The following is a 13,174-nucleotide window of genomic DNA, read 5'->3' on the forward strand; positions in this document are numbered from 1 at the left end:
AATGATGCTGAGTGACGTCATGGAGGACTATCTCAAGGCGATCTATCAGCTCCAGCGCGATACCGACGAGCGCATCAAGACCTCGGCGATCGCCGACGAACTCGACGTGACGTCTCCGACGGTCACCAGCATGCTCGAGAAACTCGAGGATCGTGGCCTGGTCGACCGCGAAAAGTACCGCGGGGTGACGCTCACGGACGAGGGGGTGACTGTCGCCCTCGAGGTCATCCGACACCATCGGTTGCTCGAGGCGTACCTGACCGAACACCTCGATTACGACTGGTCGGAAGTTCACGAGGAAGCCGACCGCCTCGAACATCACATTAGCGAGGACTTCGAAGCTCGCGTGGCGGCCGCCCTCGGCGAACCCGACGTCGACCCACACGGCTCGCCGATTCCGAGCGCCGACCTCGAGCCACCACAGACCCCGACGGGGAAAGCCCTCTCGGAGTTCGAGGAGGGCGACACTGTCATCGTCAGAGAGGTTGCCGACCACGACGCCGAAATACTCTCGTATCTCGCCGACAACGGCGTCGAACCTGGTGTGACACTCGAGATCCTCGAAATAGCCCCGTTCGGCATGGTGACGGCTCGTCCCCTCGAGCGAGACGAGCCGGTATCGCTGCCACAGGAGGTCGCCCACCACGTTCGAGTAGGCGCGCCCGCGGAAACGACCCCGTAAACGGGTTTTTAAGAAGGGAGCTGTCCAGACTGAAATCCGCTCGAGCGACCGCACCAGCACATCAACGGATCGCCGACATTTGATTCGACTCATTCTAAACCTTGATGGGAAAAGCATATTATTAGACGCGTCTAATCACGACGTAGTGATGGAACTTCGATGTATTGAGAGGTGCTCGGAAGATGAGTGACGACAATCTGTACGGGCTGCCGCAGTGGGTTCTCGCAATCGGGCCAGTCGTTATACTCGCGGCCGTTTTCTCGGTGCTTTATCTGACGTCTCCCTTTGGAAACATCGACCAGATGGCGGACGCTGGAACGGCCGAGATTCTCTGGATGCTGCTGATTATCGGCCTGATCGCCGGCATCGTTCCCGTCGCGATCGGAATGCTCTGGTTTCCCTTCATCAAGGGGCTCGATCCTCGCTACCTGCACGGTTTTCTAGCGCTTGCAGCAGGTGTGCTGGCGTTCATCGCCCTCGAGATGACCGAAGAGATCGTCGACCATGCCGGAGCCGTCGAAAACGGGTCACTGGCGATCGGTGCCGCGTTCGTTGGCGTCGTGGGCACGTTCGTGGTGATGTACCTCGCGAGCCAGTGGCGTCAGCGGACGGCGATCGACGGTGAAAAGAGTGGCCTCCACATCGCGTATCTCGTTGCCCTCGCCCTCGGTCTCCACAGCATCGGCGAAGGGCTGGGGATCGGCGTCGCGTTCGTCAATGGCGACGCCGGGCTCGTGACGCTGTTCGTTCTGGCGTTCATCATGCACAACGTGATGGAAGGGCCGACAGTCGTCGCCGCGGTCGCGAAAGATCGTGCGACGCCACCGCTGTATCACTTCGCCGCGATGGGCGTCATCGCCGGCGGGCCGGTCGTTCTCGGTGGATGGATCGGCAGCCTCGCCAACTCCGACCTCCTCGCCGTATTGTTCTACGCCATCGCCGTCGGTGCCATTATACAGGTGCTCATCGAAGTCGCCGAACTGATCCGGTTCGACGCAACGGTGCTGACCCGCCTCAACGTATCGACGTTCGTCGGCGGCTTCATCATCATGTTCGTATTGGAGGACGTCCTCACCGAGGTGTTGCTCGAGGGCGTCCTCCTCGGCCCCTGACGTCGGTTGCTCGAGTACATATCGGAACGACTTACTACACCAGTCAATAATATTTTGAGACGGACGATCACAGCGGCGTGACCATCGGATTTAAGCAAATCAATTACGAAGGATTCACCATGTCATCAATCGAGCTCACCCCGAGTCAAAAGAAGATTTTGCGTGCGTTAACGAATCTTCACTCCGAGGACGAAGACGCGATCAAAGGCGAAGAGATCGCTGAACAGGTCGATCGGAACCCCGGCACGATCCGCAACCAGATGCAGAGCCTCAAAGCTTTACAATTGGTCGAGGGGGTTCCCGGCCCGAAAGGCGGATACAAACCGACCGCAGCAGCGTTCGAGGCCCTCGAGATCCAGCAGATGGACGAGCCGGCTGCCGTCCCGCTCACCCACGAGGGCGAGGAAGTTGAGGGTGCCCTCGTCGAGGAAATCGACCTCTCGAGCGTCCACCACCCCGAACTCTGTCGAGCCGAAATTCACATCCAGGGGTCGATGAGCGACATCCACGAGGGTGATACGGTCATCGTCGGCCCGACGCCACTTTCGAAGCTCGTCATCGAGGGTGAACTCGACGGGAAAGACGACACGAACAACATCCTCATTCTCCGGATCAACGAGATGGTTGCACCGGCCGAAGAGCCCGCCCACTGAGGCCGAGCCGTCTCGACGGCAACCATTTTTTCTCTCCTCACCACGCTCTATAGTAGCCACTGCACGTCGATGCACACCCGATCACGGACTCATAGTGCGATCGGGTGTGTCCAGGGTGTGTGCATCGTTTCAGTTGTACTATACCGGTCGGAACCGCCGGTATCACTGCCGATTCGTCTCGAAAAATACAACGTCGTGAAACCGAGCCCTCGGAGTGGGTCAGTTGTCGTCGTCCGCGTCCGCGTCCACGTCCGCATCCACATCTACGCCTGCGTCCACGTCCGCGCCCCCCTCCAATTCGTCAGTCTCGTCTTCGTCGTCGATAACCGCAGCGGCATCATCCTCGAGCGCGGCGGGAATCACGTCGACGCTCGCGACGGCGTCGTCTTCGACGACGTCCATCAGGGTCACACCCATCGTGTTCCGGCCGACCGTCGAGATGTCGCTCGCTCGGGTACGCATGATCTGCCCGCGCTCGCTCATCAACACGAGTTCGTCGTCGTCGGTGACGGCTTTGACGGCCGTCACCGGGCCGTTTCGCTCGTTCGTCTTGATGTCGATCAATCCCTTACCGTATCGCGACTGGGTACGATAGGCCGAGAGCAACGTTCGTTTGCCGTAGCCGTTTCGGGTCACCGTCAACAGCGCGCGGCCGTCGTCCTCGTCCGTCGAGGCGAGCCCTGCGACGGCGTCTCCGTCCTCGAGTTTGATGCCGTTGACGCCGCGTGCGTTTCGTCCCATCGCGCGCACTTCGTCCTCGTCGAATCGGATCGTCATCCCCTGTTCGGTGGCGATGACGAGATCCTTCGAGCCGTCGGTGACATCGACGTCGACGAGTTCGTCGCCCTCCTCGAGGCTCGCGGCGATGATGCCGGTCGAGAGGATGTTCTCGAAGTGATCGCCCGTCGTCCGCTTGACGTAGCCGTTCCGGGTGACCATCGTCACGTACTCGTCTTCGCCGAAGGCGTCGGTGTCGACGATGGCGGTGATGTTCTCGCCGGGGTCGAGGTCGAGAATGTTGACCGCGGATTTCCCGCGCGCCGTTCGCCCCATCTCCGGGATTTCGTATGTCTTGAGCTGGTAGACCTGGCCGTGGTTGGTGAAACACAGCAGGTAGTCGTGGGTGTTCGCCCGGAACACCGTCGTGACGCGGTCGTCTTCTTTGACGTCCGCACCGATGATCCCTTTTCCGCCGCGACCCTGTGCGTCGAAGGACGCGGTCGGCATCCGTTTGACGTAGTCGTCCTCGGTCATGACGACGAACACGTCTTCCTGGGGGATCAGATCCTCGTGGGTGACCGTCCCCATGTCTTCGATGATCGAGGTTCGTCGATCGTCGGCGTACTCGTCTTTGATCTCCAGCAGTTCGCGCTTGATGACCTCGAACAGCGCCGACTCGCTCCCGAGAATGTCCTCGAGGCGCTCGATTTCCGCCATGACCTCCTCGTATTCTTCCTCGATTTCGACGGACTCCATCGAGGTGAGGCTCCCGAGTTGCATCCGGACGATGTGTGCGGCTTGCTCCTCCGAGAAGTCGAACGTCTCCTCGAGGCTAGCCCGGGCCTCGTCCCGATCGTCGGAGTTTCGGATCAGGTCGACGACCTCGTCGATGTTGTCCAGCGCTTTCAGGCGCCCTTCGAGGATGTGGGCACGATCCTCGGCTTCGGCGAGGTCGTACTCGCTGCGACGACGCACGACTTCCTTTCGGTGGTCGATGTACTCCGCGAGGGTCTCTTTGAGGGTGAGAACCTTCGGCTGGCCATCGACAAGCGCGAGGTTGATGACGCCGAACGTGCGCTCGAGGTGGTTCTCGAGCAGCCGGTTCTTGACGACGTCCGTGTTCGCCCCGCGTTTGAGTTCGATGACGATACGGACACCGTTCCGATCGGATTCGTCGCGCAGATCCGAAATTCCCTCGAGAATCCCTTCGTGCACGTCGTCGGCGATCCGTTCGACGAGGCGTGCCTTGTTCGCCTGGTAGGGGACTTCGGTGACGACGATGCGCTCGCGGCCGTTCTTCCACTCCTCGACCTCGAACTCCGCGCGAACGCGGATGCGCCCGCGCCCCGTCTTGTACGCCGAGTAGATGGCGTCCCGACCGACGATGTTGGCACCGGTGGGGAAATCAGGGCCTTTGACGTGCTCCATCAGCTCCTCGACGGTCGCGTCGGGATTGTCGATGAGTTCGACCGCCGCGTCGATGACTTCACCGAGGTTGTGTGGCGGGATGTTCGTCGACATCCCGACGGCAATGCCCGAAGAGCCGTTGACCAGTAGGTTCGGGAACGCTGCCGGCAAGACGTTGGGCTCCTGCAGGCGGTCGTCGTAGTTCGAGGAGAAGTCGACCGTGTCTTTCTCGATGTCCTCGAGCAGTTCCTCGGCGATGGCGTCCATCCGGGCCTCCGTGTATCGCTGGGCGGCCGGCGGATCGCCGTCCATCGAACCGAAGTTCCCCTGACCGTCGACGAGGGGATAGCGCATCGAAAAGTCCTGAGCCATCCGCACCAGAGTGTCGTAGATTGCCTGGTCGCCGTGGGGGTGGTAATCACCCATCGTCTCCCCGACGATCGAGGACGACTTCCGGTGACTCGAGTGACTGGTGACGCCCATCTCGTGCATCGCGTAGAGAATGCGTCGGTGGACGGGCTTGAGGCCGTCCTCGACGCGCGGAAGGGCACGCCCCGCGATGACGCTCATCGCGTAGTCGATGTAACTTTGCTCCATCTCGTCCTCGATGCGGACGGGTTCGACCGAGGCCGCATCGATGTCCGTTGGGTCGGGTACCTCTGAGCTCATACGAGAGTCACCTCACGTCGTCGGTGCGTCGTCATCGTCGATTGCTGTGTCACTGTGTACATAATCGTTCTCGAGATCAAATGTCGATCCACTCGGCTTCGGGAGCGTGATCTTTGATGAATTGCTTTCGCGGTTCGACTGCGTCGCCCATGAGCACCGAGAACATCCGGTCGGCCGCTGCGGCGTCCTCGACCGTGATTTGCTTGAGAATGCGGTTCTCGGGGTTCATGGTCGTACTCCAGAGCTGTTTCGGGTTCATCTCGCCGAGCCCCTTGAATCGCTGTACCTGGGTCGGGTTACCGTCGCATTTTTCGGCGACGATCTCGTCTCGCTCGGCGTCGGTCATCGCGTCGTAGGTTTCCCCGCGGTACCGAATCCGGTACAACGGCGGTTGTGTGGCGTAGACGTAGCCGCCTTCGAGCAGCGGGCGCATGTGCCGGTAGAAGAACGTCAGCATGAGGGTGCGGATGTGGGCACCGTCGACGTCGGCGTCAGTCGCCATGATTATCTTCTTGTAGCGGACGTCGTCGATGTCGAACTCGTCGCCGATCCCCGCACCGATGGCGGTGATCATGTTCCGGATCTCCTCGTTCTCGAGGATTCGATCGAGCCGGTGTTTCTCGACGTTCAGGATCTTCCCCTTGATGGGGAGGACGGCCTGGAACTCGGGGTTTCGGGCCTGTTTCGCGCTGCCGCCTGCGGAGTCACCCTCCGCGATGAACAGTTCGGCCTCCTCGGGATCGCGCGTCTGACAGTCCGCGAGTTTCCCCGGTAGCGAGGTGGACTCGAGGGCGGACTTCCGGCGGGTCAGTTCTTCGGCCTTCTTCGCCGCCTTGCGAGCTTTCGCCGCCTCGACGGCTTTCATGATGATGGCCTGTGCCGAGTCCGGGTGTTCCTCGAAGTAGGTGCTCAGGCCCTCGTGCATCGCGCTCTCGACGATGCCGCGAACTTCGCTGTTGCCGAGTTTCGTCTTCGTCTGCCCCTCGAACTGCGGGTCAGGGTGTTTGATCGAGATGACCGCGGTCAGCCCCTCCCGAATGTCGTCTCCGCGAAGGTTCTCCTCGAGATCCGAGAGCAGACCGTTCTCGCTACCGTAGTCGTTGACGACGCGGGTCAGGGCGGTCTTGAACCCGGTCAGGTGAGTTCCCCCCTCACGCGTGTTGATGTTGTTCGCGAAGGCGTGGATCGATCCCTGGAGCTCTTCGGTCGCCTGCATGGCGACTTCGACCTGGATGTTCTGGTCGTCGTCTTCGAAGTAGATCACGTCGTCGTGCAGCGCCGAGCGCGTCTCGTTGATGTACTCGACGAACTCGCGAATGCCACCCTCGTAGACGTAGGTGTCTTCGACTGGCTGCCCCTCGTCGTCCGTTTCGCGCTCGTCACGGAGCGTAATTCGAACGCCGGAGTTGAGGAACGCGAGTTCGCGCAGGCGATTCGAGAGCGTCGAGAAGGAGAACTCGGTCGTCTCGAAGATTTCGGTATCCGGCCAGAAGGTGATCTGGGTACCCGTCTCCTCGTCCGCGAGGTCGCGAACCCGTTCCATGTCGCCCTGGGGTTCGCCGTTCTCGAAGGCGTGTTCGAAGACGCCGCCGTCACGTTTGACCGTAACCTCGAAGCGAGAGGAGAGGGCGTTGACGACCGAGACGCCCACACCGTGAAGGCCACCTGAGACCTGGTACGACTTGTTGTCGAACTTCCCGCCGGCGTGGAGGACGGTCAGAATGACCTCGAGAGCGGGTCGATCGTACTCTTCGTGGGTGTCGACGGGGATGCCGCGCCCGTCGTCTGCGACGGACACCGCCCCATCTTCGTGGATGGTGACGGTGATATCGTCACAGTGGCCAGCCAACGCTTCGTCGATGGAGTTGTCCACGACCTCGTAGACGAGATGGTGGAGCCCTCGCGTATCCGTCGAACCGATGTACATTGCCGGCCGCTTTTGTACCGCTTCCAGCCCTTCTAAGACCTGGATTTGTCCGGCACCGTACTCGCTATCCTGGGACATACAAAACCTGATTGCGGGTAGTGTACGGGGGGTAATAAAAGTCACGTACGCGCGCGAGCGCGCGATTCTCGGATTTGTGACAACCCAGAAACGTGAAACGAGATCAATGCAGAAACGTGACAGGATCTAACGGCACCTGACGGGCATGGCTGTGCCTCGAGAGCGTTGCTGTTGCCCGAATCTGGGTGCCTCACTACCAACTATAGTGGTTAGCGATATCACGCCACACGATGCGTCCACTACTTTCACTTCGGTAGCACACACCTTTTACCCTCCCCGGAACAATGAGACGACGATGACGTCGCTACAGTCGACACTCGGCGAGGAGGGGATCGCCGAAGAACTCGCTGATAATCAGCGAGCGATCTCCATTGCCGAGTTCTTCGAGAAGAACAAGCACATGCTGGGCTTCGACAGCGGTGCTCGCGGGCTCGTCACGGCCGTCAAAGAGGCCGTCGACAACGCCCTCGACGCCGCTGAAGAGGCCGGTATTCTGCCCGATATATACGTCGAAATTCAGGAAGCCGACGACTACTATCGTCTGATCGTCGAGGACAACGGGCCGGGGATCACGAAGGAATCGCTGCCGAAAGTATTCGGAAAACTGCTGTACGGGTCTCGATTCCACGCGCGCGAACAGGCTCGCGGCCAGCAGGGAATCGGGATCTCCGCGGCGGTCCTGTACTCCCAGTTGACCAGCGGGAAACCCGCCAAGATTACCAGCCGAACCCAGGGGTCTGCGGACGCGCAATACTTCGAACTCATCGTCGACACCGACGAGAACGAACCCGAGATCAGTGTCGCGGAGACGACGACCTGGGATCGCCCCCACGGTACCCGGATCGAACTCGAGATGGAGGCGAACATGCGCGCCCGCGGGCAGCTTCACGACTACATCAAACACACCGCAGTCGTGAACCCCCACGCCCGCCTCGAGCTGCGCGAACCGAACGCCCACTTCAAGTTCGAGCGGGCGACCGACCAGCTTCCCGAGGAGACCGAAGAGATCCGCCCACACCCCCACGGGGTCGAACTGGGGACGGTGATCAAGATGCTCGCGGCGACGGATTCGCACTCCGTCTCCGGATTCCTCCAGGAGGAGTTCACGCGCGTCGGAAAGAAAACCGCCAACACGATCATCGACGAGTTCCGCGACCGTCACTACGGCCGCGAGATGGCCTGGACGCCGCCGGAGTCCCACGAGGCAGCAGACGTTGCGACTGCCGTCGAGAACTCCACCGCGAACAAGGGAGCGAAGGCGACGACAGACTTCGCCGAGGGAATCGCTGACACCGTCTCGAACCGGAACCGCATCGCCCACCACCAGCTGTCCACGATCGTCGAGAACGTGGCCGACAACGTCGGTGATGAGTACGGTACCACGTTCGGATCGACGGTTCGGGAGAAGGCCCTCGAGGCCGCCTGGCAGTCGATCATCGGTCATCAGGAGGCTGCCGACGTCCCCGATAGCGAACAGGCCGTTCTGGCAGACGAGAACGACGTAGCAGTTCAGGAGAACGTCTCCCGAATCGTCGCCGATCTCTACGCGCTGTGCGACGACGCGACGAGTACCCGGAAGGACGACGAGGTCGTCCATGCGTTCGCCGTTCGACTGGCCGGGACGTTCGAAGATCACGAGGATCAGCGCCACCGGCTCACCCTCAACGACCTCCGGTCGTACGTCGACCGAGCCGCGGATCTGACCGAAGAGTACGACGAGGTGGTCTTCGGTGACACCGCCCGCGAAAACGTCACGGATGCGATCTGGAACGTCATGGTGACGGTTCCGGACGATCCGCCGCTCGTGCGCGAACTCGCTGGTTCTCGCGACGCGACGAGCGACCTCGTCGAGGGGATGCGCGCGACGAACATTATGGCGCCCCCGACGCGGTGTCTCTCGCCGATTACGTCCGACCTGGTCGAAGCGGGTCTGAAAAAAGAGTTCGATGCAGACTTCTACGCAGCTGCAACCCGCGATGCGGGGGTCTCCGGTGGGGATCCGTTCATCGTCGAGGCCGGTATCGCCTACGGCGGCGACCTCCAGGCCGAGGGGACGATCGACGTCCTCCGGTTCGCAAACCGGGTCCCGCTCGTCTACCAGCGCGGTGCCTGTGCGACGACCGACGTCGTCAAGAGCATCGGCTGGCGAAACTACGGCCTGGAGCAACCCGGTGGCTCCGGCCTCCCGAACGGCCCCGCCGTCCTCATGATCCACGTCGCTTCGACCAACGTTCCCTTCACGAGCGAGTCGAAGGACGCCGTCGCGAACGTTCCCGAGATCGAAGACGAGATCGAACTCGCTATCCGTGAAGCCGCCCGCGAACTCAAACGCTATCTCAACAAGCGCCGCTCGATGCAAAAGCGCCGCAAGAAACAGAACGTCCTCGGGAAGATTCTCCCCGAGATGGCCGAGAAAGTCGCAGAGGTAACCGGTCGGAACCAACCGGACATCGACGATGCGATCGCCCGGATCATGAACAACGTCCTCGTCGAGCGCCGGGTCGAGGAGAACGGCGATCAGACAACTGTGACGCTCGCCGTGGAAAACCACTCGAGCACCGGCGAGACACTGGAGGTGACGGACATCGTCACGGACGAACCGACGGGGCTCTCCGACGGTGCCTCGGTGGTCGAGATGGACGGCGAGTGGTTCATCTCCTGGGAGGCCGACGTGGCCGGTGGCGACGAGGCCACCCTCGAGTACACGGTGTCGACCGACGCGACGTTCGACGTCGACGTGAACGGTGTGGACGACGAGAAATTGACGGTGGTCTCATGAGCACACGAGTGGTCAACGAGTGTGCGAGTGAGATCTCGAAACGTCGGGTTCGACGTTTCGGTGGTTGTATGAGTCCACGACCGACTAGGAGTGGACGAGTGCAGGCTCGGAATGAACGCAATGAAATGACGGTGGTTGTATGAGTCCACGAGCGATTGGGAGTGGACGAGTGCAACCTCGGAATGAACGCAGCGAAATGACGGTGGTTGCATGAGTACAGATACGAATTCACAGGCCAGAGAACAGCTCATCGAGCTCGCCGCGCAGTTTTACGACCAGTTCGAACTGGGAGAGATCCCCCACATGGAGCTGCCGACGCGGACGAAGAGCAACATCGAACTCGACGAGGAAGCGAACGTCTGGGTGTACGGCGATCGAACCACCAGCCGAACCGCCAACTCGGTTCGCGGCGCCCGGAAACTACTGAAAGCCGTCTACACGATCGAGTTCCTCGCACAACAGCTCGAGCAGGATCGGTCGTCGACCCTGCGTGAGTTGTACTACCTCTCCGAAAGCTGGGACAACAAAGAGGCTCACTTCAACGACCAGGACGAGTCCAATCAGCTCATCGAGGATCTCGAAATCGTGAGCGAGGTCACCCGCGAGGATTTCCACATGCGCCCCGAAGAATCGGGCGCGACGATAATGGGGCCGCTTCACCTGCGCGAGCAGACGCGTCGAGGCGACCGCGAGATCCACTGTCAGGAGGACGTCGGTGAGGGCGGTTACCAGATTCCGAACAATCCGGACACGATCGAGTTTCTGGACTCCGATGCGGAGTTCATCCTCTGCGTGGAGACCGGTGGGATGCGCGACCGGTTGGTCGAAAACGGCTTCGACGAGGAGTACGGTGCCCTCGTCGTCCACCTCAAGGGGCAGCCCGCTCGAGCGACCCGGCGAATCACCAAACGCCTCCACGACGAACTCGAGTTACCGGTGACGGTCTTTACTGACGCTGACCCGTGGTCGTACCGCATCTTCGGCTCGGTCGCCTACGGGTCGATCAAGTCCGCTCACCTCTCGGAGTACCTCGCGACCCCGGCCGCGCAGTTCATCGGGATCCAGCCGGCGGACATCGTCGAGTACGATCTACCGACCGATCCGCTCACCGACTCGGACATCAACGCCCTGGAGAACGAACTCACCGACCCACGATTCCAGACGGACTACTGGGAAGAACAGATCGAACTCCAGCTCGAGATCGAAAAGAAGGCGGAGCAGCAGGCACTCGCCGCCCGCGGCCTCGACTTCGTGACCGACACCTACCTCCCCGAGCGACTCGAGGATATGGGCGTCTTCTGACGCTGGAATCGATCACGAGAACCCGTTTCGATCCTCTCCGTACTCGAGTCCTGAGCTACTGCGACGGCGTCTCGAGGGCCACCGGCACCCCGCGTTTGGCGACGTCGAGAACGAACGCGTCTTCGTCGGTCTCGAGGGCATCGAACGTGTTGTAGTGGATGGGCACCACCGCGTCCGGACGCATCGTTTCCGCGAGGGTGGCGACGTCGTGGCGATCCATGGTGAAACTGCCGCCAATCGGGGGCAGTAACACGTCGATATCGAGTTGCCCGTGGATCGGGAGCACGTCGCTGTCGCCCGGCCAGAACGCACAGACGCCGTCGATGGTGACGCCGAAGCCACACCCCTCGCCCTCGGGGTGGTACGGTGTGCCGTCGTCGCGGGTGTACGGTCCACCGGGTTCGTTGTACGCCGGCGTCGTAAAGAGATCGAGCGGGCCGAGGACGAACGACTCGTCGGCGCGGACGCGTTCGACCTCGTAGGGGAGGGCTTCGGGCTGTTCGTCGACCCGGTCGATAGCGTCGGCGTCGACGGCCTCGTGGACGACCACGATCGCATCCTCGTGAGCCACCCGTCGGATCCCCTGGGGGTCGTAGTGGTCGCCGTGGGTCACGAGCACCAGGTCGCTGTCCTGTGCCTCGTAGTCGTCGAGCACGCCGTAGCGACCGGGATCCATGTAGACGACGGCCCCGGTTTCGCCCTCGAGGCGGACGGTCGCGTAGCCGAGCCAGTCGATTCGAACGGCGTCGAACGTAACGGTCATGTTCGTCCGTTCGGCCAGCGGGTCGAAAAGGGTTGGGCTGTCGGCACGCCTGACTTATTGAGCCGTGGACGCACAGCCGTCAGGGGAGCACCTGATTCTCGAGGTCGTCGTACCTGTCGGTCTCGAGAACCCGCTCGACGTTCCCGGCCACGATATCGGCCAGTCGCTCGTAGTACTTCGGCGTGTGCCCCGAGTTGTGCGGGGTGATCTGGACGTTCTCGAACGTCCACAGCGGGTGATCCTCGGGGAGCGGTTCCGGGTCGGTGACGTCGAGGGAGGCACCCCGGATCCCGTTCCGGCGTAGCGCGCCGACGAGGGCGTCGGTGTCGACGACCGGACCCCGAGCGACGTTGATCAGTACCGTCTGGGGCGCCAGCGTGTTGAACGCGGCTTCGTCGATGAGGCCTCGAGTTTCCTCGGTGAGCGGACAGGCAAGGACGAGGTAGTCGGTTCGGGAGAGCGCCTCGTGGAGGCTGTCCGCATCGAAGCCGAACACCTCGTCGACAGGGCCGTCCTTTTCGGGAGAGTATCGAACGCCCAGCGTCTCGACGCCGAAGGGCTCGAGTCGCTCACACACAGCCTGCCCGATGGCGCCAAGCCCGACGACCGTAACCGTCGAGCCCTGTAATTCGTGCGCCTGGTAGTGACGCCACTCGCGGCGGCGCTGCCGTCGCGCACCGACGTGGAATCGCCGCGTGAACGAGAGGATCGCCCCCAGGACGTGTTCGCTGATGTTCGGACCGTGGACGCCCGAGGCGTTGGTCACCGACACGTTGCGCTCGGCCAGCGCCTCGAGCGGGAGGTGGCCGGTTCCGGCGTACGCGCAGGCGAACCATCGGAGGTCGTCGGCGTGCTCGAGGAGCGATTCGTCGATCGACATCCCGGTGACGATGGGTGCCTTCTGGATCAATTCGCGTTCGTCGGCTGGCGTCTCAGCGACGTGGACGTCCACCGACGGCAATCGGGAGCGAAGCGCCTGTGCGTACTGTTCGATCGGTGTTCCGTGGGTTCCGCGCCGAAGCACGAGGATCGACGGATCCGGAGTCATATCGTCTATCTCGGAGGGATTCCCCTTGAACGTG

At 61.8% G+C, this 13,174-nt stretch carries 9 protein-coding genes; 5 read left to right on the forward strand and 4 right to left on the reverse strand.

Going from position 1 to position 13,174, the window contains the following annotated elements:
• Position 1: 1 nt before the first annotated feature.
• The 3 genes from NGM68_RS08250 to NGM68_RS08260 all read left to right on the forward strand — a co-directional run bounded on the left by NGM68_RS08250 (position 2) and on the right by NGM68_RS08260 (position 2,447).
• Positions 2-682, forward strand: a complete 681-nt coding sequence (locus tag NGM68_RS08250) for a metal-dependent transcriptional regulator (protein ID WP_252701167.1) — start codon at positions 2-4, stop codon at positions 680-682.
• 182 nt (positions 683-864) lie between these two features.
• A complete protein-coding gene (locus NGM68_RS08255) occupies positions 865-1,794 on the forward strand; it encodes a ZIP family metal transporter (protein ID WP_252701168.1) in 930 nt (309 codons plus the stop codon).
• A gap of 119 nt (positions 1,795-1,913) precedes the next feature.
• Positions 1,914-2,447 carry an Rrf2 family transcriptional regulator gene (locus tag NGM68_RS08260; protein ID WP_252701169.1) on the forward strand — a complete coding sequence of 178 codons (534 nt, stop codon included), beginning with the start codon at positions 1,914-1,916 and terminating at the stop codon, positions 2,445-2,447.
• Between the two features lie 219 nt (positions 2,448-2,666).
• Here NGM68_RS08260 and gyrA read toward each other — a convergent pair whose 3' ends face one another.
• Complete coding sequence (gene gyrA / locus NGM68_RS08265; RefSeq protein WP_252701170.1) at positions 2,667-5,243, reverse strand: DNA gyrase subunit A; 2,577 nt, start codon at positions 5,241-5,243, stop codon at positions 2,667-2,669.
• Between the two features lie 76 nt (positions 5,244-5,319).
• Positions 5,320-7,248: a DNA topoisomerase (ATP-hydrolyzing) subunit B gene (gyrB, locus tag NGM68_RS08270; protein ID WP_252701171.1), complete on the reverse strand. Its 1,929-nt coding sequence runs from the start codon at positions 7,246-7,248 to the stop codon at positions 5,320-5,322.
• A gap of 295 nt (positions 7,249-7,543) precedes the next feature.
• On the opposite strand from gyrB, the gene NGM68_RS08275 reads away from it, so the two are divergent.
• Together NGM68_RS08275 and NGM68_RS08280 are read left to right on the forward strand one after the other, a co-directional pair.
• A complete protein-coding gene (locus tag NGM68_RS08275; protein WP_252701172.1) occupies positions 7,544-10,027 on the forward strand; it encodes a DNA topoisomerase VI subunit B in 2,484 nt (827 codons plus the stop codon).
• 210 nt (positions 10,028-10,237) lie between these two features.
• Positions 10,238-11,329, forward strand: a complete 1,092-nt coding sequence (locus tag NGM68_RS08280; RefSeq protein WP_252701173.1) for a DNA topoisomerase IV subunit A — start codon at positions 10,238-10,240, stop codon at positions 11,327-11,329.
• 55 nt (positions 11,330-11,384) lie between these two features.
• Here NGM68_RS08280 and NGM68_RS08285 read toward each other — a convergent pair whose 3' ends face one another.
• Both NGM68_RS08285 and NGM68_RS08290 read right to left on the reverse strand, forming a co-directional pair.
• The gene (locus tag NGM68_RS08285; RefSeq protein ID WP_252701174.1) at positions 11,385-12,092 is read right to left on the reverse strand and encodes an MBL fold metallo-hydrolase; all 708 of its coding nucleotides are present in this window, start codon (positions 12,090-12,092) and stop codon (positions 11,385-11,387) included.
• Positions 12,093-12,171: 79 nt separating this feature from the next.
• A complete protein-coding gene (locus tag NGM68_RS08290) occupies positions 12,172-13,140 on the reverse strand; it encodes a D-2-hydroxyacid dehydrogenase (RefSeq protein ID WP_252701175.1) in 969 nt (322 codons plus the stop codon).
• Positions 13,141-13,174: the final 34 nt, after the last annotated feature.

The organism is Natronosalvus vescus, from assembly GCF_023973145.1.
Lineage (GTDB): Archaea > Halobacteriota > Halobacteria > Halobacteriales > Natrialbaceae > Natronosalvus > Natronosalvus vescus.

Bases quoted from the DNA above. Each gene is read 5' to 3' on its own strand.
- NGM68_RS08250 (WP_252701167.1), top strand. From the start codon at position 2: ATGATGCTGAGTGACGTCATGGAGGACTATCTCAAGGCGATCTATCAG.
- NGM68_RS08255 (WP_252701168.1), top strand. From the start codon at position 865: ATGAGTGACGACAATCTGTACGGGCTGCCGCAGTGGGTTCTCGCAATC.
- NGM68_RS08260 (WP_252701169.1), top strand. From the start codon at position 1,914: ATGTCATCAATCGAGCTCACCCCGAGTCAAAAGAAGATTTTGCGTGCG.
- gyrA (WP_252701170.1), bottom strand. From the start codon at position 5,243: ATGAGCTCAGAGGTACCCGACCCAACGGACATCGATGCGGCCTCGGTC.
- gyrB (WP_252701171.1), bottom strand. From the start codon at position 7,248: ATGTCCCAGGATAGCGAGTACGGTGCCGGACAAATCCAGGTCTTAGAA.
- NGM68_RS08275 (WP_252701172.1), top strand. From the start codon at position 7,544: ATGACGTCGCTACAGTCGACACTCGGCGAGGAGGGGATCGCCGAAGAA.
- NGM68_RS08280 (WP_252701173.1), top strand. From the start codon at position 10,238: ATGAGTACAGATACGAATTCACAGGCCAGAGAACAGCTCATCGAGCTC.
- NGM68_RS08285 (WP_252701174.1), bottom strand. From the start codon at position 12,092: ATGACCGTTACGTTCGACGCCGTTCGAATCGACTGGCTCGGCTACGCG.
- NGM68_RS08290 (WP_252701175.1), bottom strand. From the start codon at position 13,140: ATGACTCCGGATCCGTCGATCCTCGTGCTTCGGCGCGGAACCCACGGA.